At 66.7% G+C, this 20441-nt stretch carries 19 protein-coding genes; 6 read left to right on the top strand and 13 right to left on the bottom strand.

Annotation, left to right across the window (positions count from 1 at the left end; translation table 11 throughout):
- The first annotated feature begins 185 nt into the window (after window positions 1-185).
- The 3 genes from BGI51_RS20905 to BGI51_RS23660 are packed head-to-tail and all read left to right on the top strand — an operon-like array spanning window position 186 to window position 1503.
- Entirely contained in the window at window positions 186-446 is a 261-nt protein-coding gene (locus BGI51_RS20905) for a hypothetical protein (RefSeq protein WP_133861002.1), read from the top strand.
- 56 nt (window positions 447-502) lie between these two features.
- Window positions 503-937, top strand: coding sequence for a membrane dipeptidase (locus BGI51_RS23665; RefSeq protein ID WP_252977150.1), 435 nt, complete (start codon window positions 503-505; stop codon window positions 935-937).
- A gap of 20 nt (window positions 938-957) precedes the next feature.
- Window positions 958-1503, top strand: a complete 546-nt coding sequence (locus BGI51_RS23660; RefSeq protein WP_252977149.1) for a dipeptidase — start codon at window positions 958-960, stop codon at window positions 1501-1503.
- 27 nt (window positions 1504-1530) lie between these two features.
- On the opposite strand, the gene BGI51_RS20895 is transcribed toward BGI51_RS23660, so the two are convergent.
- From BGI51_RS20895 to BGI51_RS20870, 6 genes are all read right to left on the bottom strand, one after another.
- On the bottom strand, window positions 1531-2718 hold the full coding sequence (locus BGI51_RS20895; protein ID WP_187979599.1) for an NAD(P)/FAD-dependent oxidoreductase: 1188 nt from the start codon (window positions 2716-2718) through the stop codon (window positions 1531-1533).
- Between the two features lie 150 nt (window positions 2719-2868).
- Window positions 2869-5337 carry a PAS domain-containing protein gene (locus BGI51_RS20890; RefSeq protein WP_187979598.1) on the bottom strand — a complete coding sequence of 823 codons (2469 nt, stop codon included), beginning with the start codon at window positions 5335-5337 and terminating at the stop codon, window positions 2869-2871.
- Between the two features lie 218 nt (window positions 5338-5555).
- Window positions 5556-7004 carry an amidase gene (locus BGI51_RS20885; protein ID WP_187979597.1) on the bottom strand — a complete coding sequence of 483 codons (1449 nt, stop codon included), beginning with the start codon at window positions 7002-7004 and terminating at the stop codon, window positions 5556-5558.
- A 21-nt stretch (window positions 7005-7025) separates the two neighbouring features.
- Window positions 7026-8243, bottom strand: coding sequence for an MFS transporter (locus BGI51_RS20880; RefSeq protein WP_187979596.1), 1218 nt, complete (start codon window positions 8241-8243; stop codon window positions 7026-7028).
- Window positions 8244-8253: 10 nt separating this feature from the next.
- Window positions 8254-9180, bottom strand: coding sequence for a SphA family protein (locus BGI51_RS20875; RefSeq protein ID WP_187979595.1), 927 nt, complete (start codon window positions 9178-9180; stop codon window positions 8254-8256).
- A 65-nt stretch (window positions 9181-9245) separates the two neighbouring features.
- The gene (locus tag BGI51_RS20870; RefSeq protein WP_187979594.1) at window positions 9246-10214 is read right to left on the bottom strand and encodes a helix-turn-helix domain-containing protein; all 969 of its coding nucleotides are present in this window, start codon (window positions 10212-10214) and stop codon (window positions 9246-9248) included.
- A gap of 183 nt (window positions 10215-10397) precedes the next feature.
- Here BGI51_RS20870 and BGI51_RS20865 point away from each other — a divergent pair, with 183 nt between their 5' ends.
- The gene (locus BGI51_RS20865; protein ID WP_252977148.1) at window positions 10398-11252 is read left to right on the top strand and encodes a dienelactone hydrolase family protein; all 855 of its coding nucleotides are present in this window, start codon (window positions 10398-10400) and stop codon (window positions 11250-11252) included.
- Window positions 11253-11648: 396 nt separating this feature from the next.
- Window positions 11649-12098 (top strand): DMT family transporter, encoded by a 450-nt coding sequence (locus BGI51_RS20860; protein ID WP_133860994.1) that lies wholly within the window; start codon window positions 11649-11651, stop codon window positions 12096-12098.
- 126 nt (window positions 12099-12224) lie between these two features.
- Here BGI51_RS20860 and BGI51_RS20855 read toward each other — a convergent pair whose 3' ends face one another.
- The 6 genes from BGI51_RS20855 to BGI51_RS20830 all read right to left on the bottom strand — a co-directional run bounded on the left by BGI51_RS20855 (window position 12225) and on the right by BGI51_RS20830 (window position 17591).
- Entirely contained in the window at window positions 12225-13127 is a 903-nt protein-coding gene (locus BGI51_RS20855) for an allantoinase PuuE (RefSeq protein ID WP_187979593.1), read from the bottom strand.
- A 52-nt stretch (window positions 13128-13179) separates the two neighbouring features.
- Window positions 13180-14049 (bottom strand): MurR/RpiR family transcriptional regulator, encoded by an 870-nt coding sequence (locus tag BGI51_RS20850; RefSeq protein ID WP_158890436.1) that lies wholly within the window; start codon window positions 14047-14049, stop codon window positions 13180-13182.
- 36 nt (window positions 14050-14085) lie between these two features.
- A complete protein-coding gene (locus tag BGI51_RS20845; protein ID WP_187979592.1) occupies window positions 14086-15321 on the bottom strand; it encodes a cysteine desulfurase-like protein in 1236 nt (411 codons plus the stop codon).
- A gap of 20 nt (window positions 15322-15341) precedes the next feature.
- Window positions 15342-16076 (bottom strand): amino acid ABC transporter ATP-binding protein, encoded by a 735-nt coding sequence (locus BGI51_RS20840; RefSeq protein ID WP_133860990.1) that lies wholly within the window; start codon window positions 16074-16076, stop codon window positions 15342-15344.
- A complete protein-coding gene (locus tag BGI51_RS20835; RefSeq protein WP_133860989.1) occupies window positions 16073-16750 on the bottom strand; it encodes an amino acid ABC transporter permease in 678 nt (225 codons plus the stop codon). The genes BGI51_RS20840 and BGI51_RS20835 overlap by 4 nt, the downstream gene beginning before the upstream one ends.
- Before the next feature lie 64 nt (window positions 16751-16814).
- A complete protein-coding gene (locus tag BGI51_RS20830) occupies window positions 16815-17591 on the bottom strand; it encodes a transporter substrate-binding domain-containing protein (protein ID WP_187979591.1) in 777 nt (258 codons plus the stop codon).
- 507 nt (window positions 17592-18098) lie between these two features.
- Between BGI51_RS20830 and BGI51_RS20825 the strand changes: the two genes are divergently transcribed.
- Window positions 18099-19331, top strand: coding sequence for a glutamate carboxypeptidase (locus BGI51_RS20825; RefSeq protein WP_187979590.1), 1233 nt, complete (start codon window positions 18099-18101; stop codon window positions 19329-19331).
- A gap of 56 nt (window positions 19332-19387) precedes the next feature.
- Here the strand turns inward: BGI51_RS20825 and BGI51_RS20820 are convergent, their stop codons facing one another.
- Window positions 19388-20359 carry an endonuclease gene (locus tag BGI51_RS20820; RefSeq protein ID WP_252977314.1) on the bottom strand — a complete coding sequence of 324 codons (972 nt, stop codon included), beginning with the start codon at window positions 20357-20359 and terminating at the stop codon, window positions 19388-19390.
- Window positions 20360-20441: the final 82 nt, after the last annotated feature.

Below are 20441 nucleotides of genomic sequence, written 5' to 3'. Positions count from 1 at the left end.
CAAAACTGATCCAGATCAATTGGCCAGTGGCCAGCGCCTGGGGCAGGTTGTCGCAGCCGTTCAGGTCGGGTTCAGAGGGGTTAAGACAGCGTTAAGACGCCTGGGCGCAAGGTGGAACCGTGACTGACGCCGGACCGCCTGCCGCGGCGACGCCAGCCCCCGTGTTCAAGACAGGAGAATCCACCATGAACGTCTTCAACAAGATGGCCGCACTCGCCCTGCTCAGCACCGCCAGCTACACCGCCATGGCTGCCGAGATCAACGAAAGACGCGCCCAGGCCGCGCTGCAGCCCAAGCCGGTGCAAGCCGAAGTCGTGGCGGTTCAGCAGCAGGCAGCGGCGCGCTGGGATCAGGTGCTCGATCCCCAGGCCTATGGCCAGGCCGCGGTGCGCTATCAGGCGCGGGCGGTCGATCCGGCGCTGTTGCGGGGCGTGACCTTCGGCTAGCGGCCCAGTCTGCATGCTATGTTGAATCCCTCGAGACGGGTGGAGAGGGGACGAAGATGCAGACGGTCGCAGCCGGGGAAGCGGGACTCAAGCCGCTACGCTGGGAGGCGCATGCCTGCCTGCCACTGGTGCCGGGGCAGGATATGTCCGGCTTGAGTCGCTATCACGAGGCCGGCTTCCATCACGTGTCGCTCAACGTCGGTATGGACATGACGCCTTTCGCGACGGTGCTGCGCACCCTCGCCGGCTTTCGCGCCTGGCTGGCCCGGCACGACGCGCACTTCTGTCCCGTCGGCACGGTGGCCGACCTGCAGCGTGCGCGCGAGCAAGGCAAGCTGGCGGTTTCCTTCGATCTCGAAGGCTCGACCATGCTGCTCGACGACCCGGCGATGGTCGGGCTCTATGCCTCCCTGGGGGTGCGCCAGATGCTGCTCGCCTACAACCGCGATAACGCCTGCGCCGGGGTTGCCACGGCGCAGGCGGCGGTCTGACGGCGCTGGGTCGCGCGGTGGTGGCGGCCGGCAATGCGGCGGGCATCACCCTCGACTGCGCCCACGCCAACGAGCGCGCCAGCCTGGAGATCATGGCGGTCTCGACGCGGCCGGTGGTCTTTTCCCACACCAACATCAAGGCGCTCCACGACCATCCCCGGACGATCAGTGATCGGCAGATCCGCGCCTGTGCCGACCAGGATGGGGTGATCGGCCTGACCGGGCTAGGCATCTTTCTGGGCGATCCCACGGCCTCGGTGGCCAGCTATGTCCGCCAGATCGACTACCTGGCGGAGCGGGTCGGGACCCGGCATATCGGCATCGGACTGGATACCGAGCTGTGCCCGGCCGACCATGACCTTCCCGCTGGTGTCGACGCTGAAGACTGGTGGCCGGCACGCCACTATGGACAGCCGCACGGTCATACCCAGCTGCAACCCGAGGCGCTGCCTGAACTGGTCAGCCAACTGGCGGGGCGGGGCTACACCACCGCTGACATCGACGCCATCCTGGGCGGGAATTTCCTGCGCATCGCGAGCCAGACCTGGCCGTCTGCGGCTACCTGAATCCAGTCGCAAGGCGCTTTCCCTGGCCTAGACGTACTGCGCCGCCGCATAACCCGAAGCCCAGGCCCACTGGAAGTTGAAACCGCCCAGGTGGCCGGTGACGTCCAGCACCTCGCCGATGAAGTACAGGCCGGGCGACTTGAGCGACTCCAGGGTCTTGGACGAGACCTCGCGAGTGTCGACGCCGCCCAGGGTGACCTCGGCGGTGCGATAGCCCTCGGTGCCCGCCGGAACCAGTTGCCAGTCGTGCAGCCGTGCGGCGATGGCCTTGAGTTCGTCGGGGGTGTACTGCTTCAGGGGCTTGGACTGGAACCAGCTGTCGGCGAGCAGGGTGGCCATCTTCTTGGTGAACAGCTCGCCGAGCAGCGTCTTGAGTTCGCTGTTGGGGCGCGCCTGGCGCTGTTCGGCGAGCCACAGGGCCAGGTCGAGGTGCGGCAGCAGGTCGATGCTGAGGCTGTCGCCGGGTTGCCAGTAGGAGGAGATCTGCAGGATCGCCGGACCGCTGAGGCCGCGGTGGGTGAACAGCAGATTCTCGACGAAGCTCTGGCCGTTGCAGCTGATCCGGCAATCTTCCACCGCCGTGCCGGACAGAGCGCTGCAGAATTCCTTGAGCTGCGGATCGGTGATGGTGAAGGGCACCAGGCCGGCACGGGTCGGCAGCAGCTGATGGCCGAACTGGCGGGCGACCTGATAACCGAAGCCGGTGGCGCCCAGGGTCGGGATCGACAGGCCACCGGTGGCGATCACCAGGGACTCGCTGCGCACCGGGCCCAGGCTGGTCTGCAGCTGATAGCCGCCCGGGTCGAGGCGGGTGATCTCCTGCACCGAGGTCTCCAGGCGGATGTCGACGCCGCCGCGCTCGCATTCGTCCAGCAGCAGGGCGAGGATGTCGCTGGCCTTGTTGTCGCAGAACAGCTGGCCGAGCTTCTTCTCGTGATAGGGCACGCCGTGCTTGGCCACCAGGGCGATGAAGTCCCACTGGGTATAGCGGGCCAGGGCCGACTTGCAGAAATGCGCGTTCTGCGAGAGAAAGTTGGCGGGCTCGCAATAGAGGTTGGTGAAGTTGCAGCGGCCGCCGCCGGACATGAGGATCTTCTTGCCGGCCTTGTTGGCGTGGTCGAGCACCAGGACCCGGCGCCCGCGCGCGGCGGCGCTCAGGGCGCACATCAAACCGGCCGCGCCGGCACCGATGATGATGACCTGGGTATCGAACACTGCGACTCCTTACCGATAGAAAGAGGGCCACTGGCCCGCGGCGGCGCATGTTACCCGATCGCCAGGGCGGGGTGGGGGGCCGCTGTCGGCGCGTTCCGGTACGCCGTCGCGCCCGACCCCCCCCGGGCGTAGCGGTCAGCCAGCCGCGCGCTAGGTGGTCAGGTGCGTCTCGCGCTCGGCGAGGATCTCCTGCAGCCGGCGAGACAGGGCGTCCGCCGAGTAGGGCTTTTGGATCAGCTCGAAGCCCTGGGCGCCATGGGTCGCCAGCACGTGGCTGTAGCCCGAGGTCAGCAGGATCGGCAGGCTGCGATAGAGGCGTCTGATCTCGATGGCCAGTTCCAGCCCGCTAATGCCGGGCATGACGACATCCGAGAAGACCACATCGAACCGGCCAGGCTGGTCGGCGAGCAGGGCGAGGGCGCGCTCGGCATTGGCGGCCAGCACTGCGTGGTAGCCGAGATCGCTCAGCAGGTCGACGGCGAAGCTGCCGACCTCGAGATTGTCTTCGACCACCAGGACGGTGACCCCGCCGCCATCGGCGGTTGCCACGGCATCATCCAGGGGCGGTGGCTGTCCGGTTGCCGGCGCTATCGGCAGATAGAGGTGGAAGGTCGTGCCGCGACCGACCTCGCTGGTGACCCGCACCTCGCCACCGGACTGCTTGATGAAGCCGAACACCTGGCTCAGGCCGAGACCGGTGCCCTGGCCGACTCTCTTGGTGGTGAAGAAGGGTTCGAAGATCTGTTCCAGGTGCTCCCGGACAATGCCGCTGCCGTTATCCGTCAGGGCGACGACTACGGACGGGAGGGCCAGGGCCGGCTGGGTGGCAGTGGCCGGAATGCTGGCGACGGTGCCGACGCTGATGGTCAGGCGCCCCGCATCGCTCATGGCGTCCCGGGCGTTCACCGCGATGTTCACCAGGGCGGTATCGAACTGGCTGGGGTCGGCATAGACCAGGCAGGGGTCGTCGCTGACCTCGAGTGCGATGCCGACCTGCGAGCCGAGCAGGGTTTCCAGCATGTCGCTCATGGCCAGGACATTGTCCCGGGCGGAAAACACTTCGGGAGCCAGCGTCTGGCGGCGGGCGAAGGCCAGGAGTTGCCCGGTCAATCTGGCGGCGCGATCCACGGTGGTGGAGATCGCCTCCAGATAGCGTTCGCGGCGGGCGTCGCTGAGGTTGGGGCGCTTGAGCAGGTCGCAGGAGGTGCGGGCGACGGTGAGCAGGTTGTTGAAGTCATGGGCCACGCCACCGGTGAGCTGGCCGATGGCTTCCATCTTCTGCGCCTGGCGCAGGGCATCCTCGGCGGCTGCGAGATCCAGCGTCTGCTGGCGTTGCTGGGTCACGTCGCGCACGGTGGCGTAGATGAGGTCGCCATTGCGCGTGGCATTCCAGGAAAACCAGCGGTAGGACCCGTCGCGGTGGCGATAGCGGTTTTCGAAGTTGGCTAGCGCGATGCCCTGCTTGATATCCCGGAACGCCTGGCGCGTGGCGACGAGATCGTCATCGTGGACGAAGGTCAGGAAGGGGCGGGCCTTGAGCGCTTCGAGCGACCAGCCCAGGGTCGCCGTCCAGGCCGGGTTGAGGTTGACGAAGAAGCCCTCGAGGTCAGCCACGCACAGTGGATCGGTGGAGCGGTTCCAGATCTGATCACGTTCGGCGGTGCGCTCCGAGATGCGTCGCTCCAGCTCGTCGTTGAGCGCCGCGATGGCTTCGGCCCGGGCCTGCTGGGCCTGCTGGGCGAGGATGCGACTGCTGATGTCGCGGGAGATGCAGACGATCTTCACCTCGCCGGTGCCGGCCACCACGAAGGGTGAGCAGGAGACCTCCCACCAGCGCGGCTCGCCGCGGGCGGTGGGGCAGAAACCTTCGACCCGGGTGGTCTGGCCGGTAGCGGCACGCGCGACGGCGTGGCGGATCTTCGCGACCTCCACGTCGGGCCAGAGCGCGGCGTACTCGCGGCCCATCACCTGATCGACGGACTGCAGCTGGTTGAGCTCCAGGCCCTGGGCGTTCATGAATTCGATATGACCCCCGGCGGAGAGGACCTTGACGCAGTCCAGGCTGGCCTGGAGCAGGCTGCGGGAAAAGCCCTCGCTGTGCAGGACGTTGCGGGCGGCAACAAAGCGGCGCTGGGCGCCGATCTCCAGCGCGATCATGCCAGCGAAGAGTTCGAAGGCGGAGAGGATCTCGGGGCTACTGGGTTTGGCCGGCTTGGGGTCGATGGCGCAGAGGGTGCCGAAGAAACTGCCATCGTCCAGCACGATGGGGACCGAGATATAGCTGCGCAGGCCGTAGCGCAGCGGCGTGTGATGGTCGCGATAGCAGTCGTCCTGCGCCACGTCGTCGATCACCACGGGCTGGCGATGATCGCGGATCTCTTCGCAGATGGTCGACTTGAGCTCCAGCTCGCCACCGGACTCGAGGCCGAAGCCGATCAGGTCGAGGGTGCTGCAGGCGATCCAGCGATCATCGGTCACCCGGGCGACGGCGGCGAAGCCCATGCCGGTCATCCGGCAGACGACATCCAGGATCTTGGGTACCGCGGCGATCTCGGCGATGAGATCGATTTCCTGGGTCAGGCCATACGAGGGGACTGGAGTCGAGGTGAGGATGCTCATCGGGTCGCTCGTACGGTGCCCTGCCCGGGCAACGGGGAAGATGGCGAGCGACAGTCTGAAGCCTCCGGCACGGATGCCAGAGGGATTCGTCACAGGCCGTGCGCGGCCAGTATAGCGAGCATCCAAGCGAAGCGGGTGACGGGATGCCCGCCAGTTTGCGATGGGCATCTCCGTCTCTCACCTGAGACCGTGGCGGGCCTTGCCGTGCGCCCCGGGCCTCAGCGACTGCCCGCCAGCGGCGGCCGCCGTCCCGCCCAGGGTTGCGCGCGCTCCAGCTGGGCGGCCAGCGCCAGCAGGGTGCCTTCCTCGCCAAAGCGCGCGGCGAAGTGGCTGCCCAGTGGCAGGCCATTGGCGGTCCACCAGAGCGGCACCGACATGGCTGGCTGGCCACTGGCGTTGAACAGGGCGGTGAAGGGCGAATAGCTGTGGAAGGCGGCGATGGCCTCGGCCAGCGAGCGTTCCTGGTGGTCGCCATCCAGCTCGCCCAGCCGCGGCGGTTCGCGGGTCAGGGTGGGGGTGAGGATGACGTCATGGTCGGTGAGAAAGCGTGCCAGGGTCCGGCCCAGGGCATGCAGGCCTTCCACCGCGGCAGCGTAGCGATGGGCGGGGATGTCGCCCCGTTCGCGCAGGATCACCCGGGTACGGGCGTCCAGCTCCTCGTCGCTGACCGGGGCACCGCGCATCTTGCCGAGCACCTGCAGGTAGTGACGGGTGCTGGGACCGATGATGTCGAACACCTGGTCGAGAAAGCGGGGCAGGTCCACCGGCAGGGTCGCCGGCTCGACGTGGTGGCCAAGGCTTTCGCACAGTCGGGCGGTGTGGCGCACCGCGGCCAGGGCCTCGGGTCCGCTCGGCCAGGGTGCCAGATGCTCGACCAGGGCGATGCGCAGCGGGCGGGGATCGCGCTCCAGCAGGCTGGCGAAGGGTACGTCGTGGGCCGGTGCCGCATAGGGCGCGCCCAGGTCGGCGCCAGCGGTGGCATCCAGCAGCAGGGCGTTGTCGCGCACCGACAGGCTCATGGCGTGGGGCGTGCCCATGCCGGCCCAGCCTTCACCGACCATGGGCCCGGAAGGCATCCGCCCGCGGCTGGGCTTGAGGCCGAAGATCCCGCAGCAGGACGCCGGCACCCGCAGCGAGCCGCCGCCATCGTTGCCATGGGCGAAGGGCACCACCCGCGCGGCGACCAGGGCAGCCGCGCCGCCACTGGAGCCACCGGCGCTGTGGGCCGGATTCCAGGGATTGGCGGTGGCGCCGAAGCGCCGCGATTCGGTGCTGTAGGAGGTACCGAATTCCGGCGAGGTGGTGGTGCCGACGAATAGGCAGCCGGCTTGGCGCAGGCGGCTGACCAATTCACAGTCGAAATCCGGGCGGGCTTCGCCCAGGGCCAGGGAGCCATTGGTCATGCGGGCGCCGGCCAGGGGGGTGAAGAGGTCCTTGACCAGGGTCGGGACTCCGGCGAAGGGGGCCTCGACATCGAGCGGCGCCCGGGCCGCGGCGCGGGCCTGGTCATAGAGTCGTTCGCTCACGGCGTTGAGACCGGGCTCAACGGTGTCCAGGCGCTCGATGACCGCTTCGAGCAATTCGCTCGCCGTGATCTCGCGCTGCCGCAGCAGCGTCGCCAGGCCGTGGCCGTCCTGGGTGTCCAGCAGGGATTGCAGGCTGTGCATGGAAAAATCCTCGATCAGAATTCAGGAAGAGCGCGACGGAGCGGGCAGGGCGGCCTTGCGCCGCAGCAGGGCGACGGCCGCCCAGACCAGTGCGGCGACCAAAGCGGCGCTGGCGAGGGTACGGATGGCCAGGTGCAGATCGCCGGTGAAGGGCAGGAGCACTGCCACCACCAGGGGACTGGCGAACTGACCCAGGTAGAGGCAGCCGGTGTAGCCGCCCATGCCGCGGCCCCGGGCCCGGGCGCTCAGGGCGCCCATCACCGGTGCCATGGTGTTGGGCACCAGCATGCCGACGCCCAGGCCGTGGACGGTCACCGCCACCAGCACGGCTTCGTAGCTGCGGGCGTTCACCAGCAGCCAGAGGCCGCTGCCCATGCAGGCCAGCAGCACGGCGTTGCAGCCGGCCAGGCCCCACCGGCGGCGCAGCAGCGGCCAGAGCAGCGGGCCGCCCAGGGTCGCCAGCAGGCCAAGGCCCGCCGAGGCGCCGATCAGGGTGCTGGAGGTGATGCCCAGTTGCACCAGCAGCAGCGGACTCTGGATGGGCACTACCACGCTGAGCACCATGCCGGCGAAGACCAGCAGGTAGTTGACGATCAGGGGCAGCGGCGCACTGTGCTGGGGGCCTTCGTCGGCGCCGCTGGTGACCTGGGCGCGGATTGGTTCCCACAGCAGCCGCAGCATGAAGGGCACCAGCAGCAGCGGTAGCAGATAGAGGTAGAAGGGCGTGCGCCAGGAGTGCTCGCCCAGGGCGCCGCCAACCACATAGAACAGCGAGCCCACCAGGCTGATGGCGATGACCTGGCCATTGACGTAGGCCAGCCGCCGGCTGCCCTGCCAGTAGTCGGCGATCAGGGTCACGCAACAGGTCATCACTGCGGCCTCGGCCAAACCGAAGACCAGGCGGGTGAGGGTGATGGCCGGCAATGATTGCAGCAGCGCCGGCAGCATGCCGAGCAGGGCGTAGCAGAAGGTGGCGATGATCAGCAGCCGCTTGCGACCCAGGCGGTCGGCCAGCCAGCCGGCCAGGGGCGCGAAGAGGGCGATGGCCAGGGCCGGCCCGGTCATCGCCAGGGGGATCAGCAGATCGGCGCGGGGTTCGACGGGACCGAATTCGGCGCCCAGCTTGGGGATGATCGGGGCGACCATTACCGAACCCATGATGGTCAGGCTGCTGCCGAGCAGGAGCACGGCACCCTGGCGCCGGCCGGGGGTGGGGCGGGGGGAGGCGGTGGCGGTCATGGACGGATCCTCAGAAGCTGTGGGAGAGCCGCACGGCGAAGGCGTAGCCTTCGGCGCGGTTGCGGGCGTCGACCTCCTTGTAGAGGTGCACCCAGACCGCTGGCAGGCCAGGTTGGAAGAAGCTCAGCGCCGGTCCCAGCGCCAGTACCCGGGCGCGATTGCCGCGGGTGAGGCCGGGGGCGTCGTCGTCGGTGAGCTGGCGGTAGTAGTAGCCGCCCAGGCCCGCGGTCCAGGGGCCGAAGTGCTGACCCACGGCGAATTCGTGGCGGTATTCCGTGCCGCTGCGGTAGTCGGTGGCGGGGTTACGGCTGTTGAAGTCGGTCTGGAAGCTGGACGACACCTCGAATCCCGAATCGCTGATGTAGCTCAGGTTCAGCATCGGCGAGACGGTCCAGTGGTTGGTGCCCGGATTTACCAGTCGATTCTTGTCGTAATCCCCGGTGGGCGCCTGCACCTGAAACCAGAAGTTCACCCCCAGATTGCGCGAGGGCTCCCACTGCAGGATCAGCGGAATGACCTGGATGTCGGCCTGGCGGAAGAGCGTGGCGCTGTCGGCAAACACCGGAACGCCGTTGGCCTTGACGGTGAGGTCCGCGTCCATCCTGAAGAAGGGCTGGACCCCACCGAAACCATAGCGAGCGCCCAGGACGCGGGTATCGGTCATCTTCAGGTAGGCCAGGCCCAGGGAGAGGACGTCGATGGAAAAGTCATTGCCGTTGTCGCGACCGTGGCTGTCGCGGATGGAGGTGGCGCGATAGAAGTTGCTGCGCAGACCCAGGGTGCCGTGGGGCGTCGGCGGCGGGGTGAAGCCGGCGCCGAAATCGTAGACGCCGAAGGCGGTGGTGGGCGAGCCGCTTTCGGTGGCGTGGGTCGCGGCGGTCAGCCCCAGGACGGCGAGGCCGACGGCAAGGGCGTGGAGCGGACGGGTAACGTTCATGGAGTTCCCTCTTCTTATTGGCCACTCGAGCCTGAGGGAAAGCCGTTATCCGCCGTTAGCCAGATTCAGCACTTCTGCGTGGCGGTCTTGAGGGTGGTGGAGGGCAACTGGCCGAACAGCCTCCGGTAGTCGCGAGCGAAGCGGCTGAGGTGACAGAAACCCCACCGGGCGGCGACGTCCTGCACCGATTCGCCTGCTCCCCGGCGCAGCGCGCGATGGGCCGCATTAAGACGCAGGGTGCGCAGGTAGGCGACCGGATTGATGCCCAGCGTCTCCTGGAAGCAGTACTGCAGCTTGCGGCGGCTGGCACCGACGCGATTGCACAGCTCCAGGATACTGGGCGGCTGGTCCGGATGGGCCAGGGCGTATTCCCGCGCCCGCCGCACCATGCGCAGCCGCGCGCTAGGTGCCAGCTCATGGGGTTCGCTGGTGTCGAGCAGATCGAGCAGGTGCAGCAGCACGGTGTCGCGCAGGGTCGCGCGGGTGCGCGGATGGTCCAGCCAGGTCTGGATTTCCGCTTCCGGGGCGAAGAGTTGATGGGCCAGGGCGGCCAGCTGCCCATGGGCACAGCCGGTAGGGAGGCGATAGCAGCCGGACAGGTCGCGCACGTCGAGAGCGCTGTGCTGGCAGGCCAGCAGGCGCGCCATCTCGGCTTCCTGCAGATTGATGCAGAGCAGATCGAGATTGGCCGGGGTACGCAGCTCCGGCAGATTGTCGCCACGCGCCACCAGTAGCTGGGCCTCGTGCAAGGTATGGCCGCCGCAGTGCAGGGCGCCGGCGTCACGCATGGGCAGGCTGAAGGTCAGGGTGTTCCCCTGGGCCTCGCCGCTCTTGAGCATGGCCTGGTTGGAGCGATCCCGCAGCAGGCTGAGGTCGTCCAGCCAGAGGTCGCTGAGCTCGCCCTGAAAACGACCCGACGACAGCTGATCGTATTGCATGTGCCAGCCCTCGACGCATAGCGCATGCTCGTCGATGTCACCGGTATACCGATGCCGGACGCGCGGCGGTAACGCGAGGGAGCCGTCTTGGTGCATTTGGGAAACCTTTTGGGTCGCAAAGGGCCGTTGGCGCGGGAGCTACAAGTTTCGTACCTCAAGGCCGGTTTACGCGACAAAGGTGCCAAATTTGGCTAGTGCGGCGGGTTCTGCTCACCGCCTCTCCAGCAGAGCGACGCCGATTGGCTACCCTGGGAGGACCCTACAAGAAGGATGCAACCGATGTCCCATCTGTCCGCTGGATCTTTGCGCCCCGCGCTCGCGGCCATTGCCTGCCTTGCCAGTGCCACCGTCTGTGCGACCACCTCGCCGGCAACCGATATCCCCGCTCGGCAAGAGGTGCTGACCTTCACCTCGCTGACCCTGAGCGATCAGCAATTCCTGACGGGGGACAAGGGCGGCACCGAGGTGCTGCTCGGTGGCGTGCTGTCGCTGCCGCCAGGCAAGGGCAAGGTCCCGGTGGTCATTCTCCAGCATGGCTCGGGCGGGGTGGGTGCCAACATCACCTACTGGCAGCGGCAGTTCAATCAGGTCGGCATCGCCACCTTCGCCGTGGATGGCTTCTCGGGCCGGGGCATCACCAACACCGCCACCGATCAGGCCCAGCTGGGACGGCTCAATTTCGTCCTGGATGACTATCGCGCCGGCGCCCTGCTCGCGCGGCACGCGCGGATCGATCCAGGCAAGATCCTGCTCATGGGCTTTTCCCGCGGCGGACAGGCTTCGCTCTACGCCGCCCTGGAGCGCTTCGACAAGCGCTGGAAAAGCCAGGATTTCCAGTTCGCCGGCTACCTGTCGTTCTACCCCGACTGCTCGATCACCTTTCGCGAGCAGGACCAGGTCGTCGCCAAGCCGCTGCGCGTCTACCACGGCCTGGCCGACAACTACGATCCCTATTCCCGCTGCGAGGGCTATTTCGCGACGCTCAAGCAGCAGGGGGCCGACCTCGGGGTGCATACCTACCCCATGCCGAGCATGGCTTCGACAGCCCCTATGCCTGGAGTCCGGTGGTGGTCGCAAAGGGCAGCCAGACCGTGCGTGACTGCCGGATCGCCGAGAACGCCAGGGGCGAGTTGATCAACCAGCAGACCGGCAAGGTCTTTTCCTACCGGGACAGCTGCGTCGTGCTGGGTCCCAGGGTCGGGCCTGATGCGGAGGCGACCCGCCAGGCCACCCGGGATGTGTTGGAGGCGGTCAAGGCCATCGTGAAATAGGCCTGACGCGGCCATCGGCCCTGGCGGAGGAGGGCGCAGGACCGCATCTGGACTCGCGCGAAGCGCCTGACGGGACCGGCATCGATCCAGGCGGCGGGTCAGGCCGCTGGTCGAAAAAGCGGCCAATATCCCGGTGTAGAGCGTTCGGGCACGAGCGAGACGGCACTTTTACAAGATGTGTCCAGTCGTAACTCAGGCCTCGCCCGGCCACTGAATCGGCCCCGCGCCTCCTCCATGCTCCGCTCCGAGACGACTCCTGATGAATACTGCGAACTGGGCTTATATCCTTATCGTCGTTGCCGGATTCCTGCAGGCTGCCGGTGCGGCCATGAACGGCTCGCTCAACAAGGCGCTGGTCAATCCCTGGCTGGCGACCTCGGTGTCCTTCGTGATGGTCACCTTCGTCGCGATCGGGCTGTTCATCTGCATGCCCAGGCCGCTGCCCTCGGTGAGCCAGCTCGGCGACATGCCCTGGTGGGCGCCCCTGGGTGGCATCGCCGGCGCGGTGGCGGTATTCGCCGGTCTGCTGTTCATCCAGCGCCTCGGCGCGGCGCCGGTGAACGGCGTCACCATCACCGCCAACCTCATCGCCAGCCTGGCCATCGATCATTTCGGCCTGTTTTCCATGGAACAGCATGCGGTCAACGGCTGGCGGCTGCTGGGCGCGCTCCTGATGATCGCCGGGGTCGTCCTGATCGCGCGGTTCTGAAGCGGCACCCCGCTAGTCGCCGGCACGCGGCGGTCCCCTTGTCCCGGGATGGCTGTCGTCATCACGTCCGGACGGTGACGACAGCGCGGAGACCGCCAAGGCGCCTCCAGACGCGCCGGGATCAGCCTAGCCGTCAGCCCTTTCCAGCCAGGCGCGGGCGATCTCTTCGCGGGTAGCGAACCACACCCCCTCGGACTGCCTGGCGTATTCGATGAATCTCTTGATCGCCCGGACCCGGCCGGGGCGGCCGACCATGCGCGGGTGCAGGCCGATCGACATCATGCGTGGTCCGGTCGCGGAGTCCTCGTAGAGGACCTCGAAGCTTTCCTTCATGTATTCGAAGAAGTCCGAGGCCTGGGATAGACCGGGCGAGTTCCAGTAGCGGAAGTCGTTGACGTCGGCGGTGTAGGGCACGACGAGATGGCGCCTGCCCTCGACCTCGACGAAATAGGGAACGTCGTCGTTGTAGGCGTCGGAGTCGTAGAGGAAGCCGCCTTCCTCGGCCACCAGCCGGCGGGTGTGGATGCTGGCGCCATAGCGGCAATACCAGCCGACCGGCCGCTTGCCACAGGTGCGTTCGAAGGATTCGACGGCGAGGCGGATGTGCTCGCGCTCTTCTTCTTCGCTCAGGCGAAAGACTTCTTCCCAGCGATAACCATGGCTGCAGATCTCGTGGCCACCGGCGACGGCCGCCTTGGCGACCTCGGGATTCTGTTCGAAGGCCACCGCACAGGCATGGAAGGTCGCGCGCACCGCCTGTTCGTCGAGGATATCGAGGATCCGCCAGATGCCGACGCGGGAGCCGTATTCATACATGGATTCCATCGCCAGATTGCGGGTGCCGGCGGGGATGGCGTAGCTGCCCCATTCGGTCATCGACTCCTGGTCCGGATCGCCCATGGCGAGCGAGCGCTCGGAGCCTTCCTCGTAGTTGATCACCAGGCTGATGGCCAGACGGGCGCCGTTGGGCCAGGTACCTTGCGGGCGTTGTCTTCCATAACCCACCAAATCGCGTGCAGGTGACAGCATCGGGGTCTACTCCTGAAGTGCTAGTTGTGAACTACAAGGTGAGCGCAGGGGCTCAGCAGTCGATGTCCTTCAGTCGTTCATGATCGAAGGTGCCATCGGTATCGCCCTGGCTGAAGGCGAGCCCCATGGCCAGGGTCTGGGCGATGCAGAAGGAGGCGGTGAGGGAGCGAAAGCCGAGCAGCTCCGCATCGTTGACCTCTATGACCGTCTCCGCCATTTTGCCGATCGGGCTCAGCACGGTGTCGGTGATGGCCACCAGCGTCACACCCGCCTCGCGCGCCTGCCGGCAGGCCTCGACGGTATCCCGGGCGTAGGGCGGAAAACTCACGGCGATCAGCAGATCGTCATGGGCGATGGCGCTGACCTGTTCCGGCAGGGTGCCGCCACCGCCGCTGATCTGTACGGCGCGGCGGCCCACCCGGCTCAGGGCGTAGCTCAGGTAGGCGGCCACCGGGAAGGCCCGGCGCAGGCCGATGACGAAGGTGGTGCGCGCGACCTGCAGGTGGGCGATGGCGGCTTCGATGTTGGCCTGCTGGTCGCCTTCCGCCAGGTGTTCCAGGGACACGATATTGGCCTGGCTGAATTCCCGCAGGATGGCGCCGACGTCGCTGGGATCGTCCAGCAGCTTTTCCCCGCCGTAATGCCGGATGCGCTCGCTATGGGTATCGGCGGCCTGTTGCAGCGGCGCGCGAAACAGCCGCTGCAGATCTTTGAAGCCGGCGAAGCCCAGCGCCTGGGCCAGGCGGATGTAGGCCGTCGGGGCGATGTTGGAGCGCCGGCCCAGCTCGGCGACCGTGCTGAGGGCGATCTCGTGCGGATTGTCGATGAGGAAGCGGGCCGCGTCGCGCAGCCGCTCCGACAGGTGCTCGTGCTGGGCGGCTAGGCAGTCGCGCAGCTCCGCAAGGGTTTCCGGTAAGGCCATGAAAAACGCTCGGCAGAGGGAAGGGAGAGGCGCCGGTCAGCGCAATTCGGTGATTGCCTGATCCAGCGCGGTGATGAGGCGATCGATCTCTTCGAGCGTGTTGTAGTGCGCCAGGGACACCCGCACCACCCCACCCAGGGGCGCCAGGCCAAGGGCCTCGATCAGGCGCCGCGCATAGAAGTCGCCGAAGCGGATGCCGATGCGCTGCTCGTCGACCTTGAGCACCACGGCTTCCGAGCGCACCCCTTCCACCACAAAGCTGATGGTGGGTACACGCGCCTGGACGCCGGTCTTGCCGATGACCCGAACCCCGGGGCGCTGGCGCAGAAAGCCCAGCAGTCGCTCGGCCAGGGCATCTTCCTGGATCTCGAAGGCGTCGAATGCTGCCTGCATCCGCTCGCGCTCGCTACCCTGGACGCCCAGTCGGTCGCCGATGTCGAGCAGATAATCGGAGATGCCGATGCAGCCGAAGGACAGCTCGTAGTTGACGTTGCCGGGCTGCAGTTTGTAGGGCACCACGTCCTGGCCGATGAAGAAGTGGTTGAGGCTGGGAAATTCCAGCAGCAGGTCGCGACGGCCCCAGAGCACGGCGAAGTGCGGGCCGAAGGTCTTGTAGAAGCTGTAGACATAGAAGTCGGCGCCGCTGGCCTGCACATCGACCAGCCGGTGCGGCGCATAGGCCACCGCGTCCACGCACAGCTGCGCGCCCACCGCATGGACGCGGCGCGCGATCTCGGCGACGGGATTGATCGAGCCGAGGATGTTGGAGGCGTGGGTCACGGCCACATAGCGGGTCTTGTCGCCGAGCAGCGCCTGCAGGTCGTCCAGTTCCAGTTCGAGGCTGTCGGGATCGACCTGCCAGACGCGCAGGGTGGCGCCGCGGTCTTCGCAGAGCCGGACCCAGGGGCCGATGTTGGCTTCGTGGTCGCAGTTGGTGACGATGATTTCATCACCGGGCGCGATCGAGGGTGCGATGGCGCGGCAGAGTATCTGCAGCAGGTGGGTGGTCGAGCCGCCCATGATGACTTCGTCGGGATGGGCCGCGTTGATCAGCTGCATGACCGAACGGCGCGCCTGCATCACCCGTTCGCCGGCCGCGACCGAGGGCGGGTAGGAGGCGCCCAGCTGGACGCTGCTGTTGAGCAGATAGTCGGCCACCCGCTCGGCGACCCCTTGCAACACCAGGGAACCGCCGGCGTTGTCCATGAAGACGTAGTCGTCGGCCAGACCGGGAAACTGCTTGCGAACGTATGCGATATCGAGGGAATTCACGCGACTCTCTCCAGCCAGGATCAGTGGTGCAGGATGGCCTGCAGGAAGGCCCGGGTGCGGGGTTCCTGAGGGGCGGTAAAGAAGGGTTCCGGGGTGTTCTGTTCGACGATGCGACCGCTTTCCATGAAGATCACCCGATCGGCGACGCGCCGGGCGAAGCCCATCTCATGGGTCACCACGACCATGGTGACGCCGGAGCGGGCCAGGTTCTGCATGACGTCGAGCACCTCGCCGACCATCTCCGGGTCCAGCGCCGAGGTGGGCTCGTCGAAGAGGATGGCGCGCGGCTCCATGGCCATGGTGCGGGCGATGGCGACCCGTTGCTGCTGGCCACCGGACAACTGGCTCGGGTACTTGTGGGCGTGATCGCCCATGCCGACCTTGACCAGCAGATCCCGCGCGCGGGCATGGACCTCGCGCCGGTGCAGGCCGCGTACCCGGATCGGCGCCAGCGACACGTTGTCGAGGACGCTCAGGTGCGGATAGAGGTTGAAGCTCTGGAAGACCATGCCCACTTCGCTGCGGATACCGGCGAGGCGGGGTCCGTTCTCGACCCGTTCGCCCGCCACGCGGATATGGCCCTGCTGATAGTTTTCCAGCAGGTTGATGCAGCGGATCAGCGTTGACTTGCCGGAGCCGGACGGGCCGAGGATGACCACCACCTCGCCTTCCTCGACCTGCAGGTTGATGTCGCTCAGCGCCTGGAAATTGCCGTAGTACTTGTCGAGGTGTTCGATGTCGATCAGGGTGCTCATGCGGTCTTGCCTCCCGCGCCATTGCGTCTTTCGACCCAGCTGACCAGTTGCACCATGGGCAACAGCAGCAGCAGATAGAGCAGGGCGGCGCCCACCAGCGGGGTCGGGTTGGCCGCCAGGGCCTGGGCCTGGGTCGCCTGCTTGAGCAGGTCGGGCATCGCCACCACCGAGGCGAGGGCGGTGTCCTTCATGACGTTGATGCAGTTGCTGGTCATGGGCGGCAGCACGATGCGGATCGCCTGGGGCAACACGACGTCGCGCATGGTGTTGAAGAAGCTCATGCCCTGGGCGGCCGACGCCTCGAACTGACCGCGGGGAATGGCTTCGATGCCCGAGCGAAAGATCTCGGCGCTGTAGGCGCAGGACACGAGGGAAAGCGCGCTGGCCGCTGCCGCGAAGGAAGACAGGCGGATCCCGACGAAGGGCAGCGCGTAATAGATCAGGACCAGCAGGACCAGCAGCGGGATGGACCTCATGATGTCGATGTAGATCCGCGCCAGCAGCCGCACCGGCGCGTAGGAATACAGACGCAGCAGGGCCAGCAACAGCCCGCCGACCAGACCCAGGACGATACTCACGAGGCCCAGCAGAACGGTCACGCCCAGGCCCCGGATCATCAGGGGCAGCGATTCGACCAGCACGTTCCAGTTGAAGAAGGTTTGCAGAAGATCCATGGGATACCTCGGTCACGGCCCAGGGCGAACGAACCTCGCCCCGGGCCTGCAGCAGCGGCAGGGCTTACTTGGGCGCGGCGGAGACCTTCAGGGTGCTCGACTCCTTGGCGGCCTCGGTACCGAACCACTGTTTGTGGATGGCGCCCAGGGTGCCGTCTTCCTTCATCTTGCTGATGATGTCGTTGACCTGATCGCTCATGGGCCAGCCCTTGGCGTGCATCAGCGAATAGCGTTCACCCGTGGGAATGCGGGCGACGATGGTGAATTGCGGCTTGTCCTTGATGTAGTAGAGGACGGCGGGGATATCGCTCAGGTAGCCATCGATGCGCCCGGAGCCCAGGTCCAGCATGGCCGGTGACAGCCCCTCGTAGCGCGAGACGTCGGCGAACCTGTACTCGTTCTGGTGCTGGCCGATCCACATGTCGCCGGTGGAGCCGGTATCGACACCGACGACCTTGCCCTTCATGTCCTCGAGGCTCTTCACCTTGGATTTGGTCAGGGCGGTAAGCGACTGGTCGCTGTCGAAGTAGGGTTGGGCGAAGGCGACCGATTCCAGGCGCTTGGGGGTGATGGTGATGGACGAGATCGCGATGTCGACGCGTTTCGACTGCACCGCGCTGAACAGCCCGTTGAAGGGGATGTTGACGAAATCCACGCTCTTGCCGGCCCGCTTCGCCACTTCCTTCACCACATCGACTTCGAAGCCGACGAAGTCGCCCTTGGCGTCCTGAAACTCCCAGGGCACGTTGCCGACGTTGGCCCCCACCGTCCAGTCGGCTGACCAGGCGGGCAGGGCTACTGCGGCGGTAATGAGCAAGCCCAACGCTATCTTCGCTTTCATCTTCACTCCCTATTTTCCGGTGCTGTCAGTGGCTTTTCCTTACAACGTCGAATCGAGAGTAAGGCAGTGAATTATTTTATTCAATGATAAATTTTATTGGATTTTTTGCTCCAAAATCGTGCGGAGAATTGCCGCGGAAGCCGCCTTGGCAGGGTTGCGGACGGGGCTGCCGAGCGGGAACGCCAGGGAAAGGTCGGCGCCAGACGCCTTGGGCCCGCGCGGCAGTCCGTGCCTGAAAATGAGGCACGGGGCCTTCGGCTCAGGGCCGCGCCGGGGCGCTGGGCATGCCGTCTGGCAGCTGGGCTTTGCGGCGGCGGATAGAAGGCGCATCCCGCTGGCCCGCGGGGCCACCAGGTAGCTGACGAAGCCCGGGAGCGGCCAGGTCCTTCCGCGACAACGGCTGGATCGTCTACCCGGGACGGCCGGGAAAAAGCTCCGGTTTCCCCTATGTCCTTGTTGCGACTACAGTTGTCTGACTAATCCAACAAGGCCAACAAGGAAAGTCCGATGTCCGCTCCGTTCTTGCGCACCACCCTCGCTGCCGTTCTCACCTGCTGTATCGCCCTGCCCGCCAGCGCCGCGCTCGACGCGCGCATCCAGACCGCCGCGGAACAGGCCAAGGCGCCGACGCTCACGTTGCTGGAGCAACTGGTGAACATCGACTCGGGGTCCGGCTACGCGCCCGGCCTGACCGAAGTGGGCAAGCTCGTCAGCGCGGAATTGCAGAAACTCGGCGCCACGGTGCAAGAGGTGCCCAACACCGCACCGGACCAGAGCCGGCACCTGCTCGCCACGCTCAAGGGCAGCGGCAAGGCGAAGATTCTCCTGCTGGCGCACATGGACACGGTGTTCAAGGAGGGCACGGCCAAGGCCCGGCCTTATCGCACCGATGAAAAACGCGCCTATGGTCCGGGCGTGTCCGACGACAAGGGCGGTATCGTGGTCGCCCTGGCGGCGCTGGAGATCCTCAAGAAGCTCGACTTCAAGGACTATGGGCAGATCACCCTGTTGCTGGACGCCAGCGAGGAAACCGGCTCCCAGGCCGCCACCGAGCTGATCGCCAGTACCGCCAAGCAGCATGATGTGACGCTGAATCTGGAGCCGGGTCGGCCGGCTGATGGCCTGGTGGTGTGGCGCAAGGGCAGCGCCACCGCCGTGGTGGAGGTCAAGGGCAAGGCGTCCCATGCCGGCGTGTCTCCGGAGCTGGGGCGTAACGCCGCCACCGAGGTCGCGCACCAGGTGCTGCAGCTGGGCAACCTGGGCGATGCGGAGAAGAAGACCTCGGTCAACTTCACCGTGATCGAGGCGGGCGAGCGCATCAACGTGATCCCCGATCACGCCGTCGCCAAGGCCGACGTCCGCGCCGCGTTGCCCGAGGAATTCGACCGGGTGGAAAAGGACCTGGCGCGGATCTCTGCCAACAAGCAGATCCCCGACACCGAAGTGACCACGCGGCTGGAGCGTGGCCTGCCGCCGATGCCGCAGACCGCGGCGAGCGATCGGCTGCTGGCCATGGCCCAGGGCATCTATGGCGAGCTGGGCCGTACGCTGACCGTCGAAGGCAGCGGTGGCGCCGCGGATGCCAGCATCGCCGCCGGTGCCGGCGTGCCCACCCTGGACGGCTTCGGCATCGTCGGCGGCAAGCTGCACACGCCCGAGGAATACGTGGAACTGGACAGCGTGACGCCGCGCATCTATCTGCTCACGCGGATGCTGGTGGAGCTGTCCAAGGGGCAGTAGCTGCCGAAGCGGCTCAGGACCCCTGGGTGCTGCCGGTCAGCGCCCAGGGCTGGCGATCAGGGCGCGCAGTTGCCCGCCTTGGTGAAGCCTGCCGCCTTCGCCTCGGCTTGGGAGGCGAACTTGACCTGGTTCTTCGGTGACACCTGAGCGTAGCTCGGGCAGCCTTGCGGCAGGTGATAGACGTGACTGTTGCGGTTGCCGATGATCGCGCCCTGGCCGGCCGCGGCGGGGCTATCGGTCTTGGCCGGTGCTGAGGGTGCTGACGGTGCTGGCTTGGCTGCCGGCAGGGGGCTGACGATGCCGTCGCCAACCGGCTGGTAGCCCAGCGTCCAGTGCCGCTCGCCGGACACGAAGGGGTTGCCATGGCCCATCACCGCGGCGATGCGGCTGTCCCGTTCGCGCTCCCAGGCGGTGACCGGTTGCTGCTTGTCCCAGGCCATCAGCAGTTGTTGCTGCTGGCGCGACATGTTCAGGCCGTAGCGATCGAACATATAGAAGGTGACCCGGGCGACCAGGCCCTTGACCTCGTCGCGCGGTTCGGCGGCGCGTTCCTGGAAGTCGACCTTGGTCGTGCACCGGCCGTATTGCGGCTGCACGCCCTGGGCCATGCCGTAGTTGAAATTGGCCCGGTCACCATTCACCTCGCCCACGGCGGGGTAGAGGTTGAAGAGGTCGGCCTCCATGGCGCGGAACACCGGGTCATCCGCCACGCAGTGTTCCCGTCCGCCGTTCTGCCAGCACTGGCGCTGATGACCGAAGGTCCAGGCCGGCACGATGTGCTCCCACTCGGTGCGTTCGCCGCGGGTTTCCTGCTTGCGCGCCTGGAAGCCGCAGGAGGCGGCATCGAGCCGTCCCCCGGACTTGCCGACCCACTCCCACTTGCAGCCGCAATAGAGGTCGCCCTGGGCGCTGGTGTTCTGATCGAAATAGACTTTTTGTCTGGCGATTACCTTGGCCTCGACAAAGGTATCGGGCGCTGCGGCGAGCGCGGAGGAGGCCACCAGTGTGGCCAGGAGGAGCGAAAGCAAAAGGCGCATGTATCTTCACAGCTCGATTAGGGCGCCGAATTGTATAGCTTTTGCCTCGCTGATAGCGGGTGCAGGGTGCGGA

It is taken from the genome of Pseudomonas oryzihabitans, assembly GCF_014522265.1.
GTDB lineage: Bacteria > Pseudomonadota > Gammaproteobacteria > Pseudomonadales > Pseudomonadaceae > Chryseomonas > Chryseomonas aestiva.
Note: the sequence above shows the minus strand (reverse complement) of the source record. Positions and strands in the feature narration are given on the sequence as shown.

Excerpts from the sequence above, each read along its gene's own strand:
- BGI51_RS20885 (WP_187979597.1), bottom strand. The coding sequence starts at position 7,004 with ATGCACAGCCTGCAATCCCTGCTGGACACCCAGGACGGCCACGGCCTG.
- BGI51_RS20850 (WP_158890436.1), bottom strand. The coding sequence starts at position 14,049 with ATGGCCTTACCGGAAACCCTTGCGGAGCTGCGCGACTGCCTAGCCGCC.
- BGI51_RS20905 (WP_133861002.1), top strand. The coding sequence starts at position 186 with ATGAACGTCTTCAACAAGATGGCCGCACTCGCCCTGCTCAGCACCGCC.
- BGI51_RS20840 (WP_133860990.1), bottom strand. The coding sequence starts at position 16,076 with ATGAGCACCCTGATCGACATCGAACACCTCGACAAGTACTACGGCAAT.
- BGI51_RS20870 (WP_187979594.1), bottom strand. The coding sequence starts at position 10,214 with ATGCACCAAGACGGCTCCCTCGCGTTACCGCCGCGCGTCCGGCATCGG.
- BGI51_RS20890 (WP_187979598.1), bottom strand. The coding sequence starts at position 5,337 with ATGAGCATCCTCACCTCGACTCCAGTCCCCTCGTATGGCCTGACCCAG.
- BGI51_RS20860 (WP_133860994.1), top strand. The coding sequence starts at position 11,649 with ATGAATACTGCGAACTGGGCTTATATCCTTATCGTCGTTGCCGGATTC.
- BGI51_RS20830 (WP_187979591.1), bottom strand. The coding sequence starts at position 17,591 with ATGAAAGCGAAGATAGCGTTGGGCTTGCTCATTACCGCCGCAGTAGCC.
- BGI51_RS20865 (WP_252977148.1), top strand. The coding sequence starts at position 10,398 with ATGTCCCATCTGTCCGCTGGATCTTTGCGCCCCGCGCTCGCGGCCATT.
- BGI51_RS23665 (WP_252977150.1), top strand. The coding sequence starts at position 503 with ATGCAGACGGTCGCAGCCGGGGAAGCGGGACTCAAGCCGCTACGCTGG.
- BGI51_RS20835 (WP_133860989.1), bottom strand. The coding sequence starts at position 16,750 with ATGGATCTTCTGCAAACCTTCTTCAACTGGAACGTGCTGGTCGAATCG.
- BGI51_RS20880 (WP_187979596.1), bottom strand. The coding sequence starts at position 8,243 with ATGACCGCCACCGCCTCCCCCCGCCCCACCCCCGGCCGGCGCCAGGGT.
- BGI51_RS20875 (WP_187979595.1), bottom strand. The coding sequence starts at position 9,180 with ATGAACGTTACCCGTCCGCTCCACGCCCTTGCCGTCGGCCTCGCCGTC.
- BGI51_RS20855 (WP_187979593.1), bottom strand. The coding sequence starts at position 13,127 with ATGCTGTCACCTGCACGCGATTTGGTGGGTTATGGAAGACAACGCCCG.
- BGI51_RS20825 (WP_187979590.1), top strand. The coding sequence starts at position 18,099 with ATGTCCGCTCCGTTCTTGCGCACCACCCTCGCTGCCGTTCTCACCTGC.